Source organism: Bacillus cihuensis, assembly GCF_000504145.1.
Taxonomy (GTDB): Bacteria; Bacillota; Bacilli; order Bacillales; family DSM-1321; genus Peribacillus; species Peribacillus huizhouensis.
Window position 1 is genome coordinate 2,285,711 of the sequence record NZ_KI632495.1, and the last position, 26,810, is coordinate 2,312,520.

At 36.6% G+C, this 26,810-nt stretch carries 20 protein-coding genes and 1 pseudogene; 4 read left to right on the forward strand and 17 right to left on the reverse strand.

Translation table 11 applies throughout. The annotated features are described in order from the left end of the window. Window positions 1-76: 76 nt before the first annotated feature. Window positions 77-1,465, reverse strand: a complete 1,389-nt coding sequence (locus V179_RS0116725) for an amino acid permease (protein WP_028392500.1) — start codon at window positions 1,463-1,465, stop codon at window positions 77-79. A gap of 98 nt (window positions 1,466-1,563) precedes the next feature. Continuing rightward, entirely contained in the window at window positions 1,564-2,874 is a 1,311-nt protein-coding gene (kynU, locus tag V179_RS0116730; protein WP_200868676.1) for a kynureninase, read from the reverse strand. Window positions 2,875-3,039: 165 nt separating this feature from the next. On the opposite strand from kynU, the gene V179_RS0116735 reads away from it, so the two are divergent. From V179_RS0116735 to V179_RS0116745, 3 genes are all read left to right on the forward strand, one after another. Next, window positions 3,040-3,645, forward strand: coding sequence for a TetR/AcrR family transcriptional regulator (locus V179_RS0116735; protein ID WP_152534748.1), 606 nt, complete (start codon window positions 3,040-3,042; stop codon window positions 3,643-3,645). A 629-nt stretch (window positions 3,646-4,274) separates the two neighbouring features. Beyond that, window positions 4,275-4,772: an AAA family ATPase gene (locus tag V179_RS0116740; RefSeq protein ID WP_028392503.1), complete on the forward strand. Its 498-nt coding sequence runs from the start codon at window positions 4,275-4,277 to the stop codon at window positions 4,770-4,772. A gap of 296 nt (window positions 4,773-5,068) precedes the next feature. Beyond that, on the forward strand, window positions 5,069-5,509 hold the full coding sequence (locus tag V179_RS0116745) for a CoxG family protein (protein ID WP_028392504.1): 441 nt from the start codon (window positions 5,069-5,071) through the stop codon (window positions 5,507-5,509). 695 nt (window positions 5,510-6,204) lie between these two features. Here the strand turns inward: V179_RS0116745 and V179_RS0116755 are convergent. From V179_RS0116755 to V179_RS0116785, 8 genes are all read right to left on the reverse strand, one after another. Continuing rightward, window positions 6,205-7,074, reverse strand: a complete 870-nt coding sequence (locus V179_RS0116755; RefSeq protein ID WP_028392506.1) for a protein-glutamine gamma-glutamyltransferase — start codon at window positions 7,072-7,074, stop codon at window positions 6,205-6,207. A 697-nt stretch (window positions 7,075-7,771) separates the two neighbouring features. After that, window positions 7,772-8,917, reverse strand: a complete 1,146-nt coding sequence (locus V179_RS0116760; protein ID WP_028392507.1) for a cyclically-permuted mutarotase family protein — start codon at window positions 8,915-8,917, stop codon at window positions 7,772-7,774. A gap of 90 nt (window positions 8,918-9,007) precedes the next feature. Continuing rightward, window positions 9,008-9,841 (reverse strand): MurR/RpiR family transcriptional regulator, encoded by an 834-nt coding sequence (locus V179_RS0116765; RefSeq protein ID WP_028392508.1) that lies wholly within the window; start codon window positions 9,839-9,841, stop codon window positions 9,008-9,010. A gap of 265 nt (window positions 9,842-10,106) precedes the next feature. Continuing rightward, a complete protein-coding gene (locus tag V179_RS28195; RefSeq protein ID WP_051404993.1) occupies window positions 10,107-12,512 on the reverse strand; it encodes a sialidase family protein in 2,406 nt (801 codons plus the stop codon). Between the two features lie 438 nt (window positions 12,513-12,950). After that, complete coding sequence (locus tag V179_RS0116775; protein ID WP_028392509.1) at window positions 12,951-13,436, reverse strand: SRPBCC family protein; 486 nt, start codon at window positions 13,434-13,436, stop codon at window positions 12,951-12,953. Window positions 13,437-13,487: 51 nt separating this feature from the next. Continuing rightward, window positions 13,488-13,718: a VOC family protein gene (locus V179_RS32520; RefSeq protein WP_407637253.1), complete on the reverse strand. Its 231-nt coding sequence runs from the start codon at window positions 13,716-13,718 to the stop codon at window positions 13,488-13,490. 109 nt (window positions 13,719-13,827) lie between these two features. Next, entirely contained in the window at window positions 13,828-14,634 is an 807-nt protein-coding gene (locus V179_RS0116780) for an endonuclease I family protein (RefSeq protein WP_028392510.1), read from the reverse strand. Further along, window positions 14,634-15,596, reverse strand: a complete 963-nt coding sequence (locus V179_RS0116785; protein ID WP_028392511.1) for a S8 family peptidase — start codon at window positions 15,594-15,596, stop codon at window positions 14,634-14,636. The genes V179_RS0116780 and V179_RS0116785 overlap by 1 nt, the downstream gene beginning before the upstream one ends. 620 nt (window positions 15,597-16,216) lie before the next feature. Here V179_RS0116785 and V179_RS0116790 point away from each other — a divergent pair. Beyond that, window positions 16,217-17,437 carry a cation:proton antiporter gene (locus tag V179_RS0116790; protein ID WP_028392512.1) on the forward strand — a complete coding sequence of 407 codons (1,221 nt, stop codon included), beginning with the start codon at window positions 16,217-16,219 and terminating at the stop codon, window positions 17,435-17,437. 307 nt (window positions 17,438-17,744) lie between these two features. Here V179_RS0116790 and V179_RS0116795 read toward each other — a convergent pair. The 7 genes and pseudogenes from V179_RS0116795 to V179_RS0116830 form a co-directional block, all read right to left on the reverse strand. After that, window positions 17,745-18,054 (reverse strand): annotated as a pseudogene (locus V179_RS0116795) (phosphonate ABC transporter permease); the annotation flags it as partial. Window positions 18,055-18,564: 510 nt separating this feature from the next. Next, on the reverse strand, window positions 18,565-19,650 hold the full coding sequence (locus tag V179_RS0116805) for a GerAB/ArcD/ProY family transporter (protein WP_028392514.1): 1,086 nt from the start codon (window positions 19,648-19,650) through the stop codon (window positions 18,565-18,567). A gap of 10 nt (window positions 19,651-19,660) precedes the next feature. Next, a complete protein-coding gene (locus V179_RS0116810; protein WP_028392515.1) occupies window positions 19,661-20,830 on the reverse strand; it encodes a Ger(x)C family spore germination protein in 1,170 nt (389 codons plus the stop codon). Continuing rightward, on the reverse strand, window positions 20,827-22,407 hold the full coding sequence (locus V179_RS0116815) for a spore germination protein (RefSeq protein WP_028392516.1): 1,581 nt from the start codon (window positions 22,405-22,407) through the stop codon (window positions 20,827-20,829). The genes V179_RS0116810 and V179_RS0116815 overlap by 4 nt, the downstream gene beginning before the upstream one ends. 383 nt (window positions 22,408-22,790) lie before the next feature. After that, window positions 22,791-24,038, reverse strand: a complete 1,248-nt coding sequence (locus V179_RS0116820) for an NAD(P)-dependent malic enzyme (RefSeq protein WP_028392517.1) — start codon at window positions 24,036-24,038, stop codon at window positions 22,791-22,793. Between the two features lie 112 nt (window positions 24,039-24,150). Beyond that, window positions 24,151-25,569 carry an aspartate ammonia-lyase gene (locus V179_RS0116825; RefSeq protein WP_028392518.1) on the reverse strand — a complete coding sequence of 473 codons (1,419 nt, stop codon included), beginning with the start codon at window positions 25,567-25,569 and terminating at the stop codon, window positions 24,151-24,153. Between the two features lie 104 nt (window positions 25,570-25,673). Next, the gene (locus V179_RS0116830) at window positions 25,674-26,789 is read right to left on the reverse strand and encodes a Zn-dependent alcohol dehydrogenase (RefSeq protein WP_034301768.1); all 1,116 of its coding nucleotides are present in this window, start codon (window positions 26,787-26,789) and stop codon (window positions 25,674-25,676) included. Window positions 26,790-26,810 lie beyond the last annotated feature (21 nt).

The window sequence follows — 26,810 nt, forward strand, 5'->3', positions numbered from 1 at the left end:
TGTTAAACTTGGCTGTTGATTTTCGCTCCAATCAACATAGTAATAAATCAACAATGACTTTTAACACAGCCTTAAATTAAACAGTCTTTTTATCCTGCAAAACATCAGATTTCTGAGTCTTTTTTTTCATAACAAAATAAGCAATACATAAGAAAAGCAGCCAAGGGATACCAAACTGAAGCATAATTTTGAAATCAGTAAACCAGGCTGTGATCATTAAACTGAGCAGGAGTAGTCCTCCCAATATTGTCAAATAAGGAAAACCAATCATTCTGACCGGTAATTTGCGGCCGCCCATTTTCTCCCACCTTTTCCGGAAAGATAAATGAGAAACAAAGATAACTAACCAGGTAAAAAGTGAACCAAACATGGAAATCCCCATCATGAAGGCATAGGATGATCCAGGAAACAGCGCATTCACAAGTGTAGCAATCACAATCCCAATCGTTGAAACGGCAAGAGCCATTGTTGGAACACCTTTTTTATTCAGTTTACCTAGAATGGCTGGTGCAAACTTTTCGCTTGATAATGAATACATCGTTCGGGATGAAGCATAGAGCTGTCCGTTCATGGATGATAAAGCAGCTGTTAAAACGATAAAATTCATCACCCCAGAGGCACCAGGGATATTTAAGATTTCCATTACTTTTACAAACGGACTTTCTTCAATTCCTGCCGATTGCCATGGGACAATCATCAACATGATCGCCATCGTCAACACATAGAAACCACTCAAACGAAATACCGTTGCTTTCAATGCTTTCGGTACAGCGACATCCGGATCTTTTGCTTCACCGGCCGTAACGGCGACCAATTCCGTACCTATAAAGCTGAAAAGAGAAATAAAGACGGCAATCCACATGCCTTTGACACCAAACGGCATGAAGCCTCCATGATCGACGAGGTTCTGAGCCCCAACATTCTCATGACCAGAAGTTCCAAATAAAACATACGCGCCAAGAAGAATAAAAGCGACAATCGCACTAACCTTGATCATCGAGAACCAATACTCAAAAGTTGCAAAGGCATTTACACTGGTAGCGTTTACATAAATAAGGACTGCTGCAAATACGATGATCCAAACAATCCCAGGGACTTCCGGAAACCAGTATTTCATATAGATGGCGATTGCACTAATTTCAACCCCAATCGCAAGAACTTGAGCAATCCAATAGGAGTACCGGACAAGAAAGCCTACCATTGGATGAAGATATTTATCAGCAATCGTTCCAAAAGATCCCGAAGTTGGATAGGCAACCGTCATTTCTGCCAAACATCCCATTAGTAATATAACGATAAATGCACCGATCGTATAACTAATCAATACACTAGGTCCTGCCGTACTAATGGCTAGTCCACTTCCAAGGAATAGCCCTGTCCCAATCGCCATCCCCATCGCGATCATCGAAAGCTGACTAGTTGATAATTCTCGTTTTAACCCCTCATCGCTACTTGTATTCTTCATCTATTTCATCCCCTTCTTTAACCATGAGGCTTTGTCCGTATTTCATTTAGCAACGGACAGTGTCTACGAGCGGTGACAGGCACCGCTAGCGGTACCCGTTAAGCGACTACTTCCCGTTCATTTTTAAATCTCTCATACTGCTTTTCCGTCATGATGGTTTTAAGGATTTGAACGACTTTCCAAACTTCTTCATAAGAAGTGTATAGGGCTACTGGTGCAAGGCGAATGATGTTAGGTGCGCGGAAATCTGGAATGATTCCGTTTTCCTTTAATGACTTACAGATTCGTGCTGCTTCGTTATGTTCGAGGCTTACATGTCCGCCACGGCGTGCATCTTCCCTTGGTGTACCAATGAAAAATCCCATATCGGCCAGTTCAGTATCAATTAAATTTATTAAATATTGATTGATTTTCAATGATTTCTGACGAATATTTTCAATCCCTGCTTCTGTGAAAATTTCTAACGACCCAATCAATGGGGCAACACTTAACACATGAGGTGTTCCAATTTGGAAGGCTCCCGCTGATTGCGCAGGTGTTAATGTATGCTCCATATCGAATTGCTTTTCTTTAGCAGAACTAAACCATCCAGCAAGTCCAGGCATCTTTCCAAAATGCCTTTTGTTGACAAATAATCCTCCAACACCGCCAGGTCCGCCGTTTAAATGTTTATAATTGCACCAAAATGCAAAATCAACGTCCCAATCACTGAAATAATGTGGAATCGAACCAGCCGAGTGGCATGCGTCAAACCCGATTAAAATCCCTTTATTATGTGCTGCTTCTGTTAATCGTTTGATGTCTAAAATTTGTCCGCTGCGATAAAGGACCGTTGGCAAGACGATTAAGGCAACGTCATCGGTCATCGCTTCGATGATATCATCCTCTTCCAAGAAGCGGCCATCGCGGCTTTTTACACGAATAAGATGCTGATCCGGATCATATCCATGGATCCTTAGCTCACTTTGCAGGGCATATATATCTGATGGAAACGTTAGTTCATCGGCTAAAATTTTTGTACGGATGCCATCTGGCGTATAAAACGTTGATACAAGCTGATGTAGATTAACGGTTGTCGAACCCGTTACAATCACTTCTTCAGCAGAGCCACCGACTAACGTCGAAAGCTTCTTGCCTAATTCCTCCGCCATAAAGAACCATGGATGGTTCCCCTGCGTCCAGCCATCAATCCCATGTTCTTTCCAATCCTCTAAAGATTCTAAGAGAGTTCTTTCCGCTCTTTTCGAAAGAAGGCCCAAGGAGTTCCCATCCATATAAATCGATCCTGGCTTTAGATAAAACTCTTCTCGAAAATCCTTAAGAGAATCTTCCTTATCCAATTCTTTCGCGTATTCTAAAGTTGTTTGAAAGTTATTTAAAATCACTATGATTCTCCCCTTTACAATCATTTTTGAAGCGCTTTCTTTTTGTATATGACATCGTGTCAATATTATTATCTACAGAATATGACGTCGTGTCAATATTATTTTCTCAAAGAATTATTACTAGTACACCCCTTCCATTTTTTAAATAATCCATATATCCTAGAGACAATGAGTAGTGGAGGAATAAACATGACTATAGAGGATAAACGACATTTACGTTCGATATTGACACGGCAAAAATTATTAGAAGCAGCAAAGGAAGTTTTTCTTCAAGAAGGCTTTCAAAAAGCAACGATCTCACAAATGATTAAAAAAGCGAACATCGGATATGGAACAGCCTATGTCCATTTTGAAGGAAAAGAAGATCTTTTAATTGTATTAATGGAGGATGTCATGGAGCGATTTTATGAAATTGCCGAAATCTCCTTCCTGCCAAAATCAAAACAAGAAGCAGAAGAAATTATTTATAAACAAGCACATGCTTTTTTAACAATGGCAGAAGCCGAACGAGCTATGATGCAAGTCTTTGAACAGGCAATTGGGGTTTCTTCTTTCATTTCAGATAAATGGAAAGCGATTCGGGAAAAATTTATTCAACGAATTTCAAAGGATATTTCCTTTGCCCAACAAAATGGTCTGGCCAGAGCCGAATTAAATCATAAAATTGTCGGAAGAGGCTGGTTTTTTACGAACGAAATGTACCTATGGGAAATTGTCCGGAACGAACACCATGCTTCTGTAGAAGATGTCGCAAAAACAATTACGTCTGTCTACACGACAGGACTGTATTTATAATATTGGAGTATTTTGTCGATAAATCGTTAAGACTTTATCAGAAAAAACAACAATAGTGTCAATACTACTTTTTTGATTATCTTGTTGGTTTGGAATAAAGTTTGATCAGAAATGTTTTGCAAATCCTTATTTAGTGAGAACCAAAAAGAATCCATTTGGAAAAAAGTTTTTATCAAGACTAAAGGTGAAAATTCATTGATTTTAAAGGACTCTTACATATTAGATATGTATAATATATGCCCTTGACTTTGAACCTTGCAGGATCGTGTTTCTCCTGGATAGGGAGCAGGTTACCTCAGCTCCAACACCTATCAAGGTTACACGACCCTTCTTCATAGTAAAGGAACCGCTAACGCTCATATATTATACGTGATGGACATAATTAATTTGGTCTGTTTAATGTGTAAAAGATGTTGAATTTTCACCCAAAAGGCGTACATGTTGAACATTATGTACGCCTTTTTTTTTAGTATAGTTAAAAAGATTGATCAAAATGGTTTTAATTGAATATTTGAAACTGAATAATCATACTTAAAAAAGACAGTACTATTACTAATAACCTAGGTTGTAAATTATAGTTTTACAAGGTGGGGCAACAACCAATAAAATGAGCCCGGAGGAATAAAAATATGAAACAATTGGGGACTCTATACTTTTTCTGTGGAAAAATGGGAGCAGGAAAATCAACTAAATCAAAACAATTGGCTATAGAAAAACATGCGGTACTGTTATCTGAGGATGAATGGCTTTCATCTCTTTATCCCAATCAGATCACATCATTTGAGGACTATCTAAAATTTTCAGCGCAGCTCAAGCCGATGGTGAAAAAGCATGTCCAAAACATATTAAGTGTTGGTACAGATGTAGTGATGGATTTTCCAGGTAACACTCAAAAACAGCGAAAGTGGTTTTTGGATATAGCGTCAGAGGTCAATGCAAACCATCAACTAATTTTCCTTAATTTAAATAACGAGCAATGCTTACTTCAAATTGCACAAAGGCGTAACGAACAACCCGAAAGAGCAGCTTTTGACACAGAAGCGACGTTTATTCATGTTACTAAATTTTTTGAAGCGCCAGAAGCATCCGAGGGTTTAAATATTTTAGAGTTTAGGGGAAAAGAATAACAAGGAGTTCAACACAGCGTTATAGTACCAGAAAAATAATTAGCTGAACTAAACCGCCAATAGAAACCCCTTTGGAATTCCACAAATCAGCTAATAGAAGCTAACCGTTATTCAGTTATCGGGCGCTATTCTAGAGTAGAAGTTGCGCTCTGAAGATTTTGGTTCTTCAAATAATCAGGTTATTGGAAGAAGGAAAGCTAAGTAAAATTAGTGATGTAAATTTATGCTTTTTATGTAATAATTATTTTATAGAAATGTAAATTTACAATTCAAACGTAGTGGAAGTGGGGATCATAATGGCAACGGGAACACATACAGTAGAAATTCCAATAGATGTACAAGCAGTTTGGGATTATGTCAGTGATCTTGAAAAATGGGCAATAACAGTACCTGCCTATAAAGAACATGAAATCATAAATGACAATCAATCTATTTGGACATTCGAAGGTAGTGTGAAAGGTATTAAAAAAACGATACAAGCGCAGGTAGATATTACCGAATGGAATGAACCTTCAAATATTAAGTTTGAACTAAAAGGTTTATCAGATAATTTTACAGGAAGCGGTCATTTTACTGCAGAAGAGGTTAATGGTAAAACAACAATGACTTGTACCGTGGAAGTCCATGCAGGCGGATTATCGGGTGCGGTGTTAACACCAATCATTAAATGGGCTGTTCCAAAAGTAGCATCTCGTTTAACAGAATCTATCGCACGTAAAATTGCAGTATTCTCATAGTTTTTAAAGATTGAAAGTCGCTTCATTTTGGAGATACCTTCTCTGTAGCAAAGATGGTAACCAATGTAATGATAGAGAGTTTTACTAGAAATTTTATAATTAGCGGAAAGGGGGCTGTCCAAAAATGGACGGCCTCTTTTTTCGTTGTGCAGCCATATACTAATGCTAATTCAAATAATTGATGATGGTGATTTTACAATTAGCAGAGTCTTCATTGGTTTTTACCAATGGTTTTACTTGCTCCCTTTAATCATTCATCGAAAAAATAAAATGAAGTCATATATAGGTTTTCTAGTCGGAGGCTTTTCAACTTTTGTGTTAAATATTGGACCTATTGTTAGGATATTTATTGACCCAAGCAAATTTATATGAGTTTCTTATTCATAAATAATATTATTACTAAAATACGTTTGTAAAACATTTTACTTATATTAACGGGAGATTTAGTGAAAGAAGATTTAATTTGTATTAAAAGTTCTCATCATGTTTTAGTTATTCCATTACAGGCGCTATTCTGAAATACGGAAAGCGTCTTTCTCCATGAAAAGGACCAGTTAATGGAGTAACGGAAACCCAAATTCTATTGAATTTGATTCTAAAGATAGGGAGCGACGAGAATGGCTAATCAATCCACTAATTCGATCATAAAAATTTTTATTAATGCTTTAATTTTATAACTACTAAACCCATTCCCATCATGGGAATGGGTTTATATAGGTCATCTGATTGTACACCTTATTTAAATAGAATAGATATCGATCATATGAAATCGAACTTTCGTTATGGTGTATTACGACATGTTGAATTTTATAAGCCGTATCACCTCGTGGCAGCTTCGAAAATTTCGCCAATTGTTTAAAAGACGGCCTTATGACTACATTTATCAGATAGGCTGATTGATTACTCTCTGGCTTTCTTGTTTTATTCAGAGCTTGAATCATTTGTTCCGCTGTCCCTATTCCTAGTCCATGTCCAAAATATGTACCATCACCGAGAACAACGGCATTTTCTCCTCTCCACCAAGAAGTTTCTGGATCAAAATCTGGATTATTAAAATAAACAACATCTCCAGGTAAGAAATGATCCGTATCAATGGATTGTATACCGAGATCAGGATCTTCGTGCCAGCTGTATAAATAGAGGTTTTGGAATAATTGATTAAATACATGTTCATCCATACTATTTAGAACGGCATGGTAATAGATAATCACTATTGCCGTGGCACATTCAAACGCATATAGTGAACTGTTCTTGTAAATGTCTTGAATCGCATCAGATGGTATTACATCATGCCTCAGCTGGAATCCACCGGCATTTGTCAAATGCCAGTATTGGGGATTACAACGAGAATTAGCAAAGATTTCAAACTCAGCATAACCTTCATTCATGGCTCTTGCACTTACTATGATGTTTTTTCGTAACTTGAGTTCAAACGATAATTCATCGATGGATTGATACGAATAAACAACCGGAGTTTCATGCATTTGTTGAATGATTACACTTTCCAGACTACCAGACGGCCACATGCCACTTTGTTGAGATTGCATCCCAGATAGTTGTATCATACTATCCCTCATTCCAAGCTTAAGTATCACTTGTTTTATTACCTAGTGTATTCGGGCTTCGTTTTAATGTGTATTTAAACAAAAAACAATCTGTCTATTTTTAATTGGGAGCATCTCCAAGGGGGAGCATCTTGATCTAAATTTCCGATATCCCTACATATATGTTAAGAATACAGAATCTACAAAACCAGCTAAAATAAGCCTATTGTTATTCAAGAATAGGGCGCGATTGTTGAAAAACCTTTAGATTTAAACGACTTTAACGTTATATTTTAATTTTATATTGAAAATGAAACAACTCTATTGTCGCTGAATAGCTGCTATTATAAGTAAATCGTAGCAAGAGTATAAAAATCCTCTGTTAGACTTGAAACTAGACGCATTCCTTATTAGAAAAATGCCTCCTTTTATGGAAGATCGGCTAGGCTAAAAAAGCCGTATCAAGAGCATAATAGTAAATAAATGCCGAGAACTATAGCAAATAAAACTGCGACACTTTTTTTCCCTATTCATCTCCCCTTTACTTTATCTATAATTCCTTTATTTTTACATATTGGTTTTTATTAACATATGCTTCTCTATTCTTTGTTTAACTTCCCTGCCCCCGCTCAAAGCAGCTGTTTCGAAATATATCAAATATCTATCTAAGTTAAATGCAAAGAAAGCTAAGCTTTAAGCTTAACTTTCTTCAATATGGTTAATTGTAGAGTATTGTTCCTGAATAAATTGCATTAGTCCTTACCCCAGGTTTTATTTCTCCATTGATAGAAAAAATATTTTTATCCATTAATACTAAGCCTTCACCACAAGGTGCATCAAATGGAACTTTTCCAACAGATCTCCAAGCATCATATTTGGCATTATATATTAATATATCTTTATTCCAATTGAACTCATACGGGTCAGCATTAAAGTATTTCGTTCTAAAAGCTAATAATTCTTCCCCTTTTAATGTATTTAAATTTTTAACTGCATGATCATATACTTCTTTATTAAATCCTCCAATTACCATCATTTCATCATTATTTAATTTTACTGAATTTGCTCCTAGTAAAGATATTTCTTTATCATCTACTTTTACCGAAGAAACTTTTGACCAAGTATTTTTTTCGATATTATATTTATACCCATCAGTATAAGCGATCGATCCGCCACCACTAAATACATATAGATTTCCATTTAATAATTGAGCTACACTCTGATTTCTAACACTTTCTCCTGGTATTGACGCTAATTCTCTAGTTTTAGAAGTTTTTATATCATATTCATATAATTTATTACTATCTTTTCCGTTTTGCTTACCAAGTCCAATATACAATTTTCCATCTTTCTCAACTGCTATACCATCACTTATCGTAAATGGTAGATCTCCTATTTTTTTCGTTTTCAATTTTTTATTTTGATCAATAGTTAGCAACGTGATATCATCTGCATATTCTTTTTCAGGACTTCCTCCAATATAATAAACTCCTTTATTTGTAGTGATTGAAGATCCATAACCTATCTCATGATCAAGATTAGTATGTTCTACCATTGTTAATTTATTTTTGTCTTTTTTTAGTACATATATATCTGAGTAATGTTTCTTTGCACCGCCATTTAATACTGTTTCATAAGGAAAATTTGCCCCTCCTCCAACTATTAAATAATTTTGATAAGATCCCGATAACACCCCTGCTGTTCCTATATTCTTTTCAAATCCCTTTTGTGCCTCTAGCTCTCCTGCATGTTCCCAAGTAATTCTTTCTACGGATTTTGTATTTTTAGAAGCGTTCGCTTCATTTCCGATATAACCGCCAATAACCAGCATTGATGTAAATGCTACTATCCAAAATTTTTTCAAGACATTTCCTCCTCGTAATGTGAAAAATATAAATTAAAATACTTAACTAGTTATTTGAATCTATTTATTTTCTTTGACATTCAAAAAACCCTAGTAAAGCTTACTTGATGTATTTTTAGATATGTTCATGTGAATCGTTTTTGCCTTTTCAAAATTTTGCATGGTAATTCCCGTACATAGGAGGTCAATAAGATACAGCTGTGAGATTTTAGATACTAATGATCCACTATCTAGTGGACTCTCCTTAGCAGACGAGAATAATACTAAATCAGCAAACCTTGTTAATGGAGATTTAACATAACTAGTTAAGACAATAACTGTCGCTTTATTTACCTTTGCAATTTCCACAGCATCTACAATGTCTTTTGTACTGCCTGTCAGACTAATTGCAATGACAACGGTTTTCTCAGTCGTAGACGATGCCCTCATAATTTGAAAATGCGAGTCAGTGATAACGCTAGCATGCTTTCCAATTCTCATTAGGCGATTCTGCATCTCTAACCCAGCTATTCCTGATGAGCCAATCCCAAATATTACTACATCATCGGATTGATTGATCATGTCTACTCCAGCTTGTAAATCTTCCAATCTTATGATTTCAGATGATTCATTTATTGCTTGTACCATATTATTTCTAATTTTTTTGATGATGGTTTCATGGCTATCTTTTTGTGCTGCTAGTGATGTTTCTTGTGCTAACAAAAACTTAAAATCCTGAAACCCTTTAAATCCCAGTTTTCTAAAAAAACGTAAAACAGTTGCTTCCGCTACACTACTAGCCTCTGATAACTCGGTTAAAGAATGATAGAGTACCTGTTGACTATGATCTCGAATGTATTCATATATTTTATTTTCTGATTTAGTAAATGTATGCTTATTTTGCTCCATTAAGATGGACGGTTTTATACCTATCAACTTATTCATAGGGTTGGTTGTAATTTTATTCACCTCCAAAAGGACATGGGGACGGGGCTTCACGACTTACTAATATAGCTAATCTACTTAGCAGGTAAACGGATTTTATCGAGAAAGCCATCGCCACCATTATGATTAGGTGAGTGTAGCGTGTCATAGGATTTATTCTTCATAATATATGGTGGCGTTTTAACGCCATTGATGTTTTGTATAAAAAGAAACTGTTACGAAAAAAACAAAAATAATGACTTTCGTAACAGCTCTAATCACTTAATTATTTACCTCTTACGATAATTTTAGCTGTGAGTTTGGCTGCGTCTTGATTTGCTTGAAATAATTCACCATATACATTATAAATGGTAAGATTATTGTCAAATTCAAACTCCGCAGAATATGCTCTTGGTTTAATATTTGGAACAATTCCTTCAAAAATGAAACGTGAATTCTCTGTTTTTTCGACTAAGTCAAAATGGATTTCCTTGCCATCAATCATGCCGTTAATACGCTTATTTCCAATTAACATAACAAAGTCATCAAATACAACCTCTAATCGGATTTTCTCTCCTGGACGATAAGGTGTTGGCTTTTTAGATAAGACATTAAATGATTTTATTACTGGTTCTGGTGCTTGTTTGTGCTTCTGCCATTTTAGGTAATCCATGTTAAATGCAATATAGTCCATTTCAGTATTTGCCGTTCCTTCATAAAATAGGCCAATATCACCGTTTGATAAGTTAGTGAGACTAGAGTATCCATACGTCCCTTGCTTCACAAGTTGGCTATATTTCCAGTTAAAAGAATACTTTGTCCGACCATTTGCGTATGTTCCAACTTCCTCAATTAATCCGACCTTAACATTTCCATTTATTCTACTGACGGAATCACTTGCACTGGAGAAGATGACAGCTTCCTTGCCATCAACCTGTGCTCCATAACGAATAGCCGACATTTGGCTGTATGGTGCAGGTAAAGCCTTCTCAGTCACTACTTCAGAATCCCAACTTTCTCCACCATCAAAGCTTGTAGCAATTTGTGCATATCCTGAGTAATTCCGCATGAATAGTTTCAGCTGACCATCCGGCATTTCTACAACTTGTGATTCTGTAATTTCATGAGCAGAATTAGTAAAATATCTTTCATTAATTATTTCTTCACCTATTACCCTACCTTCATTTGGAGATTCCCCGCGATGCCATGTTTTACCGTTGTCATCACTATAAATAATTGCACTAGCCTGTCTATTATGTTCATTTAGAAAATAAACAGGAAATACTAGTCTTCCTTCATATGGTCCCTTCGTTATCTGGATGCCGTTTCCCGGACCTGTACCTAAAAATATCATCCAGTCCTCTTTTACTTCACCATTTAAATCAATAGGACCTGTCCATGTTTCTCCCTCATCATCACTATAATACAGCTCAAGATAAGATGTTTTATGAGGTTTTAATGGAGAAGTTTGGCTGAAATAGTTGTCTATTTTTTCACCATTTACATATAAATTTCTATCTTCATCAACTGAATATTCGGTACGTTTTCCAGTTTCGTCATACACTATTCCATCTTCTCTGATTGTGTATTCATTATTATTTTGATCTTTTAAAAACAGGTACGCTTTACCATCTACGGTTTTAAAACCAGTCCCTTTATACGCATTTGTACCAAATCCCCCCATAAGTCCAGCTCCATGAGGAAACCCGTCAACAAGTGCAAAAATTCGTTCATTAGATTGATCCTGTAAAAGTGACAAGTCTATATTAGAGGCTTGATCTGGGTAATCATTGATGACGATTCCGTCCTTTTCCCATGTCAAACCTTGATCATGGCTTCTGCGGATTACAGCATCAATATTGTTCGGTGAATCACCTCCGTGTACAACACGTCGGTCTATACCAGCAATAAGTGTTCCTTTTTCACTATAGAGTAAAGCAGGAATTCGATAATTATTGGAATCCATAAACCCCGGATAAAAAACGCTTAAGGGATTAGTTACCTTAGCTGTATCAGGCATGGGATTTACTAATAATTTGGCGGAGGTTTCTCCAGTAATTGATGTCAATACTTCATTAGGTAGTGGCTCATTGAAAATTTTCACAAAATCAATATTACCGTTAAATGGATATTGATTGCCAGATGACCTTTCCGTTCGTCCTAATTGTGAACTGTTTGGTGCATAAATGTTGCTTAAAAAGTTCCTCGGAGACTGAGAATCTTCCTTAATTAATTCACCATCTAAAAAGTACTTGTACCCTTCTTCCTTGTCTAAAACCATCGCAAGGGTATGAACTTTATTTTCTTTCAAATTCACCTGAGCATTAACATGGACATTCTTCTTCGGTTCTCCTGGTTTCTCAAAGCGATTTTCACTTCCTATAGCTGCGGGGGAGATGTATAAATGAAAATGACCATCTTGGACTTGATTATTACTTAAAGAAAAAAGTGACATAATAGAGGAGCCTGTATACTGAAATCGTACAATAATCGTTCCTTCATCCACACTTTTCAACTTATCGACTTGATTATTTAAGTTCGTGAAATATCCGTCTTTCATTTTCTGGTTTTCTACGTGTAAAATTGGGTCTGGTATATTAGCAGATGACATAGCAGAAACGAATTTCTCTTGACCCAAAATGAAAATAGTTATAAGGAATGAAAATATGAGCATTGTAAATTTTTTCGCCAAAAATATCTCTCCTTTAATTAAATGATCATGTGATTCTCTTTCTTCTAAACATACAAAGTGGAGCTAAAATCACCGTGTTAACGCTTTCATTTTTTTATACCTTTTACATAAATATTTTCAAAAGTCACCTCACTTCATTTACTTTGTTAACATGATGGTAAATTTCAATTATGTCAGGGAAAGAATAACACAATTGATAGATAGTTATCTTTATATTCAAAATATTGACAACTTATTGTCAATAATAATATAGAAATTCCTGTAAAACATGAGCAATCGGTACCATATGAGGAAAATTATCCATTAAAATTAAGATTATGGGTCGGATTTTTGATTAGCGCACCAGAATGAATACATTTCGTACCAACTTTCATTATGAAAATAAAAAACACCAACCGAAGTCTCGGCCAGTGCTTGATCTACTTTTAATTAAACTACTTACTCTTGATTTTCACTTACTTCTTTTACAGCCACTGTATACTTCTCGTACCACTGTTTCCATTCTACTTCTCGTTCTATTTTTCTACCATCCAGTAATGCTTGAATAACATCAAGACAAACATGCCAGCCAGCAAGATCCCTTGGCGTATGATCCGTGATGGTATCAATTTTTTCAATTAATACTAATAAACAACCATCCTGTTCAGGATACAATTCAAACCGAACAAGATCTTTGTCCCAGGTAAATTCCAATACTGAATTTAGCTTAAAATCTGTAATTGTAAACTCTTCAAACGTACCGTCTTGCATATCGAACTTAATGATTCCACCTTTACGAAGCTCATCAATTCGAAGCTCGGAAAACCAGGCTGCTAGTTTGTCGTTTTCTGTCAACATCGCCCAAACCTTTTCAACCGAGTGTTTTACATGCCGCTCGAATCGAGCAATATACCCATGTTCACCTTTTTTTAATTTAGCTAACATAATTCTTCCTCCCAGTTGCTCGATTTACGATTTAATAACCTATACAGCCTATCATACACTAAAATAAACGATTTCCCAAAGATGCCCATCTAAATTCTTAAAGTGGCCAGAATCGCCCCAGTCATGTTCCTTTGGTTGACTTGGTAATGTTCCGCCAGCTACTTTTGCCCTTTTTAAAAGAGAATCTACCTCTTCTTTACTTTCCGCAATATAGGTTAAGATGAAGTCCGAGGATCTATGTAATGTATTCGATTGATAGGCTGTCTTATTAATAATTAGAATGACTCCACAACAAAAGCAGGTGTCTCAAAAATAAAGAGTCAGACCCTTATGAGACACCTGCTTTTTTAGTTTATCCTGCTTAGGGGCAGTCCCCCCACTAATTGAAGTTTCACTTTATGATCTGCTCCGCCAATTCAGGATAATCAATAAACGGATTACGATTCCCCTGTAGTTCTTGGATCGCTTGATTGCGGTGCATCTCGTATCGTGATACAGGGAATTGTTTATGCCATTCCATTAAAAGTGTAAGATTCGTCAGCTCTTGATGAATCGTATTAGGATAACGAGTTAGAAAATAAAACGTTGCCCTAGCGACAATACCTTTACCGTATTCAGGTTCAAATTTTCCTGAATCTGATTTTCCACATCCGTCCTTCACACCTGTAATTCTTGCCTCAGGTACATAATCTTGAAAATCATCATACGGATAGTTGCTGCGACTGCTATTACAGCTTGGTTCACAGGCAAATAGATGATGTAAATCTCCACGCATTGGCTCTTTTTTTAGAAACCAAGATTGTGGAACAACATGCTCGCAGTTTAATAGATTTCTACCGAAAAATCCGCTAATTCGGCCTTTCTCTCGGTTTTCATGAAGAATAAGATCCTCTTCTATAACGGTTAGAGGGTCCATTCCTTTTCCTGAATAGAGACTTTTCAGCTCACCATTTTCCTGAAGATCAACCCAAGGATATAAAAAACGATGCGGGGCATACCCGAGTTTATTAATATGGGTTTCTTGAAGCAAGATGGTTAGATTTTTTTTCAAACGATCATCAAAGATTATTCGAGAATAATAGTCTTGCTTCATTTCATTATCTGTCTCAACATCATAGTACGGTCGATTTTTGAGATTCCTAATGTAAGTCGCTTGAATCGTTTCCCACTCATGAGCTAATAAGTTTAACTCCTTCATCAGCTACTCATCACTTGTGTCGTTAATTTTTCACTGAATACTTCCTTTAAATGGTCAACAGCTGTTAAATATAATAAACCATTCCCTTCAAGCTTTGGTGAATTGCCCAACGGAACGGTTCTCTTGATGAGCTGTGCATAAAGCTCCGGCTCAGTCAAGTTCCTTTCAAAACTCTTATTCGAAATCTCCTTGATTAACGCCAGCGCACCTGAGATGTGAGGCGTAGCCATCGATGTTCCGCTTAGCTTTGCATATTTCCCACCCAAATAGGTGGAAAGAATCTCTTCGCCAGGTGCCACTAGGTCCACTTCTTTATTTGAATTTGTAAAATCAGATGAACGACGATTTAAATCTACAGAACCTACGCTTATTACTTCATTGTAGTAGCCAGGATAGCCTAATTCATCTGTTGTATCCCGACCATCTCCCTCATTTCCTGCTGCACAAACGACGAGGATATGCTTTGCGATGGCATTCTGAATCGCTTGATGTAATTCAGGTACATCCTCAGGACCACCGAGGCTCATAGATATGATGTCCACTTTCTGCTCCACTGCATAATTGATACCGTTAATAATCCACTCATACTGGCCAGACCCTTGATGATCTAACACTTTTAAAATTAATAAATTTGCTTCCGGCGCAACCCCGACGACACCCACTCCATTTTCAACAGCGGCAATTGTCCCCGCTACATGTGTTCCATGACCATTATAATCCTTGAAAATATCAGAATTACCGTTGTCATCTTCCGTAAAGTTCCGGCCGCCAATAATCCGCCCTTGCAAATCTGGGTGGTCTACATCACAACCGGTGTCCAGAATTGCAACCGTAATGTCCTTTCCTTTCGACTTCTCCCACAGCTTTGGAGCCTGAATAAGCTCAATTCCCTTTGGCACCTCTGCAACCGTTTCAACCACTGCATCTACCTGATACGGAATCAATCGTACTTTTCGCTCCATTATTACCCCTCCTGATAGGATGAATTCGTAGCATTATCTAAGTTGTTACCATTATTTTAACAATTCAAAAAAACAAATACCAGAGTCTTTTGACTTATTATAGAACAAACGTTCTAATTGAATATCATTTTAACTAAATTACGGAAATTGCTTCTAAAAGAATGCCCTGTATCTGTTTTATAATAGTAGTAAACAAAAAATAAGGCAGATTAGGAGGTTACTCTCTATTAAGGGGAATTACCACGTAAAATTTCATAATTGAAATCTTATGAAGCATCAAAAAAATGTAGCTAGTATCTTGAAAGCGCCCTATTCTTGAATAACAGACATAACTTCAATTAGCTTCCAAAAGGAAGTTCATAGGACTCTCAAAGTTTAGCAGATGCAATGAAAAGATCGTTCCTTGAAGAGACAAGCACAGAGGTTGATAATATAAAAAACTTAAGCGTTATTAGTCCGGTAGAACATGTACTTTCTCGAAAGTATCCTTACAGAACGAGCCTTCTGTGACCATTGAAAAGTTCTACCAAATGCTTACTTTTTGAGTATGCCCAAGCTTGATAGACTTTTTGGACTAGTCCCGATATACTTTTTCATTAGTAAAAAAAGGAGTGTATGTTTTGTTTCATTTCTTATTGAGTTTATTGATCGTAATAATGATTTCTCAGTTATTTGGCACTCTAGCAAAAATGGTAGGCCAGCCCAAAGTAGTCGGGGAGATGATTGGCGGTATTTTAGTAGGTCCTTCATTTTTAGGTGCCTTGTTCCCTGAGATCCAAGAGTGGCTGTTTAATAAAGATATAAAAGAACAATTATTCCTATTAAGTCAGCTCGGAATATCTTTATATATGTTTATAATAGGAATTCAAGTAGGTAAAGAAAACATAGAAGACAGGCTAATAAAAAACGCTGTACAACTTGCACTAGTGGGGATCATCCCTACTTTTCTTATGACATTCGCAATCAGTTGGTATATTTATCCTTATTTAAAACAAACATTAACCACTCAATTAATCTATTCTTTGTTTATGTCAGCTAGTATCTCTGTAACTGCCTTTCCCGTACTAGTACGGATTTTAGATCAACAAAAGATGATTAGAACAAAGTTAGGGAGATTTGTTGTCCTAGGTGCAAGTATAGATGATCTCATTGCATGGATCATGCTGCCAATTATCCTTTCTATTGCAAGCCTAAACTTTTCAGTTAACAGTATGAGCATGATCATTTATATAATTATTTACCTTTTAGTAATGTTTTTTGTTATCAGGCCTATTTTAAAATATATTGTTTCAAATAAGTATAATATGTTAAATAATAAATTTTTTGCATTATTTCTTTTTGTTTTTTTATGCAGCAGTCTTGTAACAGAAAAAATTGGACTTCATGCTATTTTTGGAGGGTTTATAGCAGGATTAATCGTACCAAGATTAGATAGAGTCACCAAAGAGTTAGATACTAAAATCTCAGATTTTGTAAATACACTTTTGGTTCCTATTTACTTTGTAAGTTCTGGTTTTAATGTTGACTTAAGCTCTTTTACAAGCAGTAATCATTTAGTCATCGTTTTATTGTTTATTGGAATGGCATTTATAAGCAAATATTTTGTATGTATGATTTATGCAAGAATAATAGGTTATAGTTGGGAAGAATCCAGTGCTATAGGGGCTTTAATGAATGCACGAGGATTAATGATTTTGATATTTGCCAACATAGGTTTAAGTAGTAAATTAATTTCTGACACTGATTATAGTATTTTGTTCCTTGTCGCGGTTATTACCACTGCCCTTACTTCCCCATTAGTAAAATGGTCTTTATACCGTAAAACAAAGGTTCAGGTATAAAGATTTAGTAACAAACGGTATTGCTAATCAAGAATCTAGTCCCTCACATTAAAAATTGCACAATTAAAGATAAGATCAGTTTTTTAAACATCTTTTGTAACCAATTATCAAAGTGACGGGTAGATGACAACTTTATTATTCCTATACAATGATTTGTTATAAATGAAAAGAAATAAGGGTGAAATATACTAGACATGTCTAGTATATTTCACCCTTATTTCTAAACCTTTTTTTGAAAAATAGTATCGATAACCCAACAAGATGGATATGGTTCTTCTTCTAAGTTTATGACCTGCTTCCGACACTATTATGACAGAACTTTTAGCTTCTTTTTAATACGTGTTGCGAAGATCTCAAGGCAGATTGCTACAATTAGGATAAAATAAGTGATTGCGCCGATTTCACACAAGTCAAAGTAAAATCCACTTGCCATGAACATATCGAAGCCAATTCCTCCTGCTGCGCCCATTGCCACTGCCACGGCGAAATTAATCTCAAAACGCATGAATGTCCATGAAACCATATAAGTAATCGATGATGGGATGACAGCTTGGAACACAATTTGCCCCGCTTGCTTGCAAAGCTAAAATGGCACCTTTATCAAGTTCTTCGAAGGTGAAACATTAATTGTTTAATTGGAACATCGAATTTCCGTAATCCACTTGTATCTTTTAAATTCGATAGAGAATGTCCTATACAGGTATTCCTTTTTTCGGATAGTTTAGTTAAATAGTGCCATCGTATTCTCCATCGGCTGAGTCCATATAAACAATTTCTCTGCTATCAGACACGTCTTTCCTTCTATCAAAAACTTTATAAAATCCTGGGACCCTAACATATTTTCATCCACCTTAATAATCCACTGTACCCCAAACGTTATTCCAATGATCACTCCTTAGTAATAGGAACTTGTAATTACTATGTCAATCCCTTTGATGCTAGTAGTTACAGTCAATTGTTGGAGAATGGTCAATGTCATTTAAGCTTTCATTTCAAAAAGCGAATTCTTATTTAAGAATGATCCTAAAAAGCCTCGCTTCCACATCATGGCCCGCATAAGTGAGAGGTGCTTTCTTCGACTTTTTAAAATGACTTTAATCTGCTCTATAAGAATGAATTAGGGGAATCTACAGTTTCTTTTTTCGTATACTTCCCACAATCCATAATAAAAGGGGAATTCCGATAATATTGACCGGAAACACAAAAGGAATCCAATACTTATTTATATATTCCACTTCAGTTATTGTGACATTTGGAAAGAGCAAGGCATATACGAATGAAAAAGCAGCCACAAACCAAATAGTTTTTCGCCATTCTTTGATTTTAAGCCATTGAGCTGTTCCGTAGCTGGCCATAAAGAAATACACTGAATTTATAATAAAACTACTTAGTATCCAGATTAATAGGACTAAAAGATCTACGTTTTGGATAAACCCCATTACGGAGATAAATCCAATCGCATCTATAACGGGATATTTTAGTTTTTCTGCTACCTCAGGACCTAAAGTCATAAGTACAACCATTGAACTTGCACATAGCGCCAATCCAGAAAGAGCAACTCCCCATATTGCTCTTGAAGGTCCTTGCTTTGGTTGAGCCATGAATGAAACAAACATCATCATCATAACAGACTCCCCCAAATAAGAATCAAGGTACAAAGTTCCTTTAAGTATCGGACGCAATCCGGAATCTGAATATAAAGGTAGTATTTTGCTAAAATCGAGATTTGGAACAACTAGGATGAATGTTATTACTCCTGAAAAAACCAGTATTATCCCGAAAACTTCGCTACATCGGCCAATTCCTTCTATTCCTCCGCCTGCAGTGACATAGATAACTAACAAAAGCATTGTCAAGATCAACGCCCATAAAGGTGTTGTTGGGAGCAACAATGTGATTGTGAAATCAGCAAATTGTCTTAAATTATAGCCAATCACCGAGTACCATTGGAAAAGATATGTAATCACAACAATGTTTCCTATCCACTTACCTAAAATGGTTTTACTGTATTCAATTAAGGTTTGATTGGGATACAAAAGGCTCACTTTGGTTGCGACAAAGACAATCAGTACCCCGAAAATAATGGCGATTAGATAGGATATCCAAGCGTCTTGTTTCACGTCTCTAATTGCTGTACCCATGGTCGTTATAAGCATATTTCCTGAAACAAAAGTGAACATTATCCAAAATATTTGGACTCCTGAGATTTTCATTTTTTTGATCTCACTTTCTTAAGGATGGACCTGACATTCCTACTCGTCGAATGGTCAAGTTTACTTTCACAGTGACATCAGCATCTGAAAATTTTTTGTCCCAATCATTCATTAAATCTCTCCACTGGTACGGTATCTGTTTATGAATTACCTCACCAAACCCAAAAATATCTGTTCCGTATTCTGTTTGAACTTTTGTAATGGTATGAGCAACTTGCTTTTTATATTGTTTATTAAATTCGTTTTGTATGAGCTCAAGGTTTTTAGGTTGCGTTAAGTCTAAATTTGTATTATTTTCGATCACAGCTCCTTCTCCAGTCAATACAATGGTAAATTTTATGTTTTTATTTCTGCTGATTTCTGGTATGACTTTGCTTCCCATTTTGTCTAAATCCAAACTGACATTGCCATCCTCTATTAGAATAGTAAGCGAACGTTTCTTCAGGATCTCCATGATCCAAAGCTGGTCCCTATATTCTTCCATGTTTAAATACCCACACAATTTAAGATCTTGATCAAAAACGGCACTTCCTGTCAACTGGTAGGACTTTTCACCTTTTTTACCTACGCCTTCACCATCTTGAAAATTCCCAATTTCAATCGCAGGTAGGCTTGGACGTATACCCTTACTGTTCACTGCTTTGAGGAAATGTAAATATGAAGTATCACTCATCCCCCCAGCTTGAGAGTGTTCCTTTAGTGGCGCTTCAGCAGGAATATTTTCTAATGGGTAGGATAGGTTGAGCATGTCTATTGCTGTACCTTTTTTCACAACAAATGCATCGGTCCGCAAGCTGGCATTCGGGTCCTTGATAGTAAAGTCAAGCTGATTTTTGAGGCCTAGTTTCGCAAATTCCTCCCCCAATAAAAGAACCCTACGTTGTCCATAAAATGCTTTCCTTGAAAGTTTCATCTGTATTTTCTGTGTTGCATCGGTTATATTTTTCCCTATGGCTGAAATTAAAAAAAAATTTTTTTCTCCATTACCTCCTCCTCCATTTTGGGGATTCATACTGGAGGGAATTAATATTTGTCCGGTCAATTGAATACCCTCTTTTTCTATAGCGTCCAATCCTGTTGCTATCCAAATGGCACGATTATTTATCTCAACCCGATCCCAACAACCTGATGTGAACAAAAGGGAAGAGTAGATTACAAAACAAATCAGTCGTCTGTTCATTTACTATTCCTCCCCTGTTTTGGACTAGGTTTTTGTCCTTTTGGAATGCGCTTTTTATTTCGACCAGCAAAAAATTCACGACGATAATTGAATGCCCATCTAGGTGTCCTTATCACGATATCCTTTAAATCCCTTAGAATAAGTGGAGCAACCGGGCTGAAATAAGGAACACCATATGACCGAAGATTGACAAGGTGAATAATAAGAGCAATAAAACCTATGACAATTCCGTAAAAGCCAAGACACCCTGCTAGAATCAGCATGACGTACCGAAGCATTTGAAAAGCATTTCCAAAACTATAGCGTGGTATGCCAAACGAAGCTATACCAGTTGTGGCTACAACAATCACCATCGGGGCAGAAACAATTCCGGCTTGTACAGCTGCCTGACCGATAACGAGCGCTCCCACAATACTGACAGCTGAACCAACGGGTTTGGGTAACCTAATGCCTGCTTCGCGAAGACCGTCAAACATAAATTCCATGAGAAATACTTCAATTACGGCTGGAAACGGAACAGATTCACGGGAAGCAGCAATGCTGATAAGTAGACTGGTCGGAATGAGTTTTGGATGATATGTGGTTAGGGCAACATAGATCGATGGAAAAAATATGCATACATTCAGTAATATAAAACGAATAATCCTTATGAAAGTCGCATACATAAACCGTTCATAATAATCACCCGCAGCTTGGAATCCACTCCAAAATGTCATCGGTAGCACCAAGGCAAATGGAGTATTATCCACGAGTATGGCAACTTTCCCTTCCAACAAGCTCGATGCTACAATATCTGGTCTTTCGGTATTTTGGATTTGTGGGAATGGAGAATAAGGATTATCTTCAATAAATTCCTCAATATACTCCGACTCCAGCACCCCATCTATTTGTATTCTCTTTAATCTCGTACGAACTTCATCCAAAATGGAATCCTGAACAATACCATCAATATAAGCAATTATTACATCAGTCTGTGAGAATTCACCAATCGTAATTGGTTCCGTTTTTAGGCTTGTACTCCTTATCCTTCTACGTAAAAGACTTGTATTAGTCCTTAAATTTTCAATAAATCCATCTCTCGGCCCACGAATAACGACTTCGGTCGATGGTTCTTCAATACCTCGTTTTTCGTATCCTTTCAATTCTGCCAGTAAAGCATCTGTTTCTCCATCAACTATTATCCCGACATTTGCCTTCAACACCCCATCAACAAGTTCACTCATTTTCGAAACAGTGGTAACTTGAGAGATCGCGACAAGGTGTTGTTTCAAAATTTGTCCAATTTGACGAACTTCACCCATTCCTTCCGGAAGTCCTTCAAACATCATTGGTTTTAAAAATACTTCGTCAAGCGTCTTTGCATCACTTAATCCATCCACATATATCACAAATATTTTAGTTTCTCCGGATATATAAATTGGTCGTATGACAAAATCAGAACAGTTTTGAAAACTTTCTTTTAACACTTTCTCATTTGTTGTAATTTCTGAGCTCAACATATCTTTGTTAATATGAGAGGGTAGAGAATCTATTTTTTTATTTTTTTGTATTTTTTCCCATTTTCCTATTTTCTTCATTCTCTCCCCCCCTTGCTTCACAATGTAATTTTCCCAATTAGTGACAACGTATACACATTAAGACCTAGTAATTGTAATTTTGTTACCATTCTTATAAATTTTCTTTCAGTTGGGAACACTGCGAACTGTTTAAGAACGCCTCGATAAGGTGAGAATGGACAATGCCATTATTGTTATCTTTAGTACACAAACTGGAAACACCGAGTTTCTGTCTTATAATGTTCGATAAACACAAAATAGACTGTTGAGAAAAATTTTCTCAACAGTCTAAAAAGAGGAACACATTTCGAAGTAACAATCTGTATATCTAATTCATTACTCGGTGTAGCACCTTATTTACTAAACAACCAAGTTATTAGGTCAGGTTTATATTTCTACTAGTTTTATACAAAAACATTTTGTTTTTCTTCCACTAAGGCTAATAGGTGCTTTTTAATTTCAGCTACATCTATATTTTTTTGTGAAACACCCGTTTCCATTGCAGCGTTAGCAACAGCAGCAGCTACATGGGCAGCCACTCTGCGATCAAACGGATCAGGAATCACATAATCAGTATGAAGATCATCAACCCCTATTAGGTCAGCGATTGCAAAAACTGCTGCCAGTTTCATTTCTTCATTAATTTCCTTAGCTCGTACATCTAAAGCACCTCGGAAAATACCAGGGAATGCGAGTACGTTGTTCACCTGATTCGGGAAATCCGAACGTCCTGTACCTACGACTAATGCTCCAGCAGCCTTTGCACGATCCGGCATAATTTCAGGCGTGGGGTTAGCCATCGCAAATATTATAGGATCACGATTCATCGAACGAACCATTTCTTCTGTCACCGCTCCAGCAGCGGATACTCCAACGAACACATCGGCTCCCTTTAGAGCGTCTTCCAATACGCCATGTTTTTTCTCTATGTTGGTGATCTTCGCAATTTCTTCTTTAATTGGATTCATTCCGAATGGTCGCCCTTCATAAATGATCCCTTTTGTATCACATAAGATAATATCTTTTACTCCCATATGATGTAAGAGCTTCACAATTGCTACACCCGCTGCTCCAGCACCGTTCCCCACTACACGGATTTCCTCTATTTTTTTGTCTGCAAGTTTCAAAGCATTGATTAACCCAGCAGCCGTTACAATGGCTGTCCCATGCTGGTCATCATGAAAAATAGGGATTTGACATGTTTTCTTTAAACGTTCTTCTATCTCAAAACACTGTGGCGCCGCAATGTCTTCAAGGTTCACTCCACCAAAGGTCGGCTCTAATAATCGGACCGTTTCCACAATTTTGTCTGAATCCTTTGTTTCCAAGCAAATTGGGAATGCGTCTACATCTGCAAAGGTTTTGAATAACGCTGCCTTTCCTTCCATAACTGGCATGGCTGCTTTGGGACCAATGTTTCCGAGACCGAGCACAGCTGTTCCATTTGATACAACAGCCACAAGATTTCCTTTCATTGTATAATCGTACACTTTTCTATCATCATTATGAATTTCCAAGCAAGGCTCCGCTACACCGGGAGAATATGCAAGACTTAAATCTTTTGCATTACGTACTGGAACCTTTAAACAAACACCTAGTTTGCCTTTCTTTTCTTTGTGCAAGTTTAGAGCTTCTTCTCGTAAATTTGACATATCCTATCTCCTAACGTGTGAATTTTCTTTCCTTTAAGTATATAGACTGAACATTTGAACAAAAAAACGGTCAAACGTACTTTTTAAGCAAAAAACAGTTTAAGGATTTACTTTATTTAGCCGTTATAAAATTTAACAAATGATGCATTTTTACAGAATCCGTTAAGTTTTCAGGATTTAGTAACTTCGACGCTTCCTCTTCCTTTAAAAGTCCTTTTTCAACGACTACTTCTTTAATGGTTGAGTTTTTTTCATGTGCTTCTAAAGCTACCTCGTTCGCTACTCGGTACCCGAATAGAGAAGAAATAACGATAGATAAAGATAACGATTTTTCAGCATTATTTAAGCAAATCTTTTTATTAACTTCAATACCATCTAGGCATTTTTCAGTAAATAACCTGATTCCATTCGTTAAGATAGAAAAAGATTCAAATAAATTTTTCAAAATAATCGGTTCCCAGATGTTTAGATCCAGTTCACCTCGATCTACAGCGAATGTAATCGCTTGATCATTTCCATATACATCAAAACAAACTTGCATCATCATTTCAGGTATACATGGATTGATTTTTCCTGGCATAATAGAAGAACCCGGCTGTACCGCAGGCAAATCAATTTCAGCAAAACCTGCCCTTGGACCTGATGAAAGTAATCTTAAATCGCTGGACAATTTCGATAATCCACTCGATAATCCTTTTAAGTAAGCAGAGATTTTTATATAAATATCGGCATTTTGCAGTCCATCAAAGAAATTCTCCTCTTTATAGACGGATAAGTTGGATACCTCTGGCAAATATTCGTACATCTTTTCGGTATATCCAGGAGCAGCTCCGATACCTGTGCCAACTGCTGTTGCACCAACGATAATAGACAAGCATTCTTTTTGAAGTTTCTTTATGTCTTCTACTTGTCTTTTGATAAAAGAATGATACCCGCTAAATTGTTGACCAAGTGTAATAGGGACAGCATCTTGGAGACAAGTTCTTGCTATTTTCACGATACTGGAGAATTCATCCACTTTATCTGCCAATGAGGATTCGATTTTATTTAAACTAATTAATAAATCTTCTATATAGAAAAAACAAGCCATTTTCATTGCACTTGGAAGTACATCATTCGTTGATTGAGACATATTTACATGTTCATTCGGATGTATGTAATCATATCCTTTATGACCTGTCAGTAATTCATTTGCCCGGTTAGCGATCACTTCGTTGACATTCATATTAATGGAAACTCCACCGCCACCTTGATAAATGTCTACAGGAAATTGATTTGTCATTTTTCCATCTATTATTTCATCTGCGGCTTGACAAATGACGATTTTCTTCTCTTGTTCAAGTACACCGACACTGTGATTAGACAATGCCGCTGCTTTTTTAATAAAGGCCATACTTCTTATTAAGTGGGGATATAATTCTACCGTTCGACCAGAAATGGAGAAATTCTGACAGGCCCGAACCGTTTGTATCCCGTAATAAACCTCTTCATCAATTTCCAATTCTCCAATTAAATCTTTTTCTAATCGCATTTTTTATCACCCCTTACTTTCTGTTAGGACAAAAAAAGGGTGTTTAAATTGATTAATGATTGCAATTTTAACACCCTTCACTTTAATGAAATTTAGTTTAGCAATTAATCGTTAAATTCAATTACTGCTCGTCCTACATTGATACACCCGCAGTCATGGAAAGAATCAAAAGCTTGATTAATATCATTTAACTCAATACGATTTAACACAAGTTCATCTAATTTGAATTTCCCATCTAAATACATTTGTGCAATCATTGGAAAATCACGAAATGGCTGCGTATCTCCATAAAAACTTCCTTTTAATACTTTTCCAACTCTATGGAATCCTCCAGCTGGAATATTTAACGTTTTTTCAGGATTAAAGGCACCAACGAGAACGACAGTACCCCCTTTTCTTGTACTCTTCCAAGCACTTTCGGCCGCTGCAGTATGCCCCGAACAATCAATCGCAAAATGAACACCTAAACCATTTGTCAGTTCTTTTAACGCTGCTTCTACATCAACTTCAGCTGAATTGATCGTATGCGTTGCGCCAAACTGTTTAGCAATCTCCAAATTTGCAGGTTTTACATCACAAGCAATAATTTTAGAAGCACCGGCAATATGCGCTCCTTGAATCGCATTTACGCCTACTCCACCAATACCGAAGACGGCAACTGTAGATCCTGGTGTAACACCAGCTGCGTTCACAGCGGCGCCATACCCCGTTGCTACTCCGCATCCGATTAAGGAAGCTTGTGCCAAAGGCATTTCATCCGGCAACTTTACACATGACATCTCCGGAACAACCGCAAATTCTGCAAAAGTAGATAATAGAGAGTTGTGGTATATTTGTTTTCCATCTTGGCTTAGTCTTGAAGTACCATCAAGCAGCGTCCCTTCAAACATTGGACCAAATGCTGACTCACACAAATGCACAGCTCCTGTAATACAGAATTCACACGTTCCGCAATATGGGACCCAGCTCAAGGCTACCTTGTCACCAACTTTGACTCTTGTAACATTTGAGCCAACTGCCTCAACAATTCCTGAACCTTCATGTCCAAGAATAGTCGGTGTTGGCGTCGTTTGATCATGTAAAGCATTTAAATCGCTATGGCAAACACCAGTTGCTTTTATTTTCACAAGAACTTCATTCGATTTTGGTTCACTAAGTTCAACTTGTTGAATGGATAATGGTTTACCTACTTCAGTCATGACAGCCGCTTGTATTTTCATTGTATGATTCCCTCTTTTAAG